Annotated in this window: 1 rRNA gene; it reads right to left on the bottom strand. The window is 55.6% G+C overall.

Annotation, left to right across the window (positions count from 1 at the left end):
* Positions 1-243, bottom strand: a 16S ribosomal RNA gene (locus KP22_RS23125); the annotation flags it as partial.

The following is a 243-nucleotide window of genomic DNA, read 5'->3' as shown; positions in this document are numbered from 1 at the left end:
CTGCGTGCGCTTTACGCCCAGTCATTCCGATTAACGCTTGCACCCTCCGTATTACCGCGGCTGCTGGCACGGAGTTAGCCGGTGCTTCTTCTGCGGGTAACGTCAATCAATAAGGATATTAGCCTTATTGCCTTCCTCCCCGCTGAAAGTGCTTTACAACCCGAAGGCCTTCTTCACACACGCGGCATGGCTGCATCAGGCTTGCGCCCATTGTGCAATATTCCCCACTGCTGCCTCCCGTAG

The sequence above is a fragment of the Pectobacterium betavasculorum genome, assembly GCF_000749845.1.
In the GTDB taxonomy this organism is placed as follows: Bacteria; Pseudomonadota; Gammaproteobacteria; order Enterobacterales; family Enterobacteriaceae; genus Pectobacterium; species Pectobacterium betavasculorum.
This window is presented reverse-complemented; position numbering and strand designations above follow the sequence as displayed.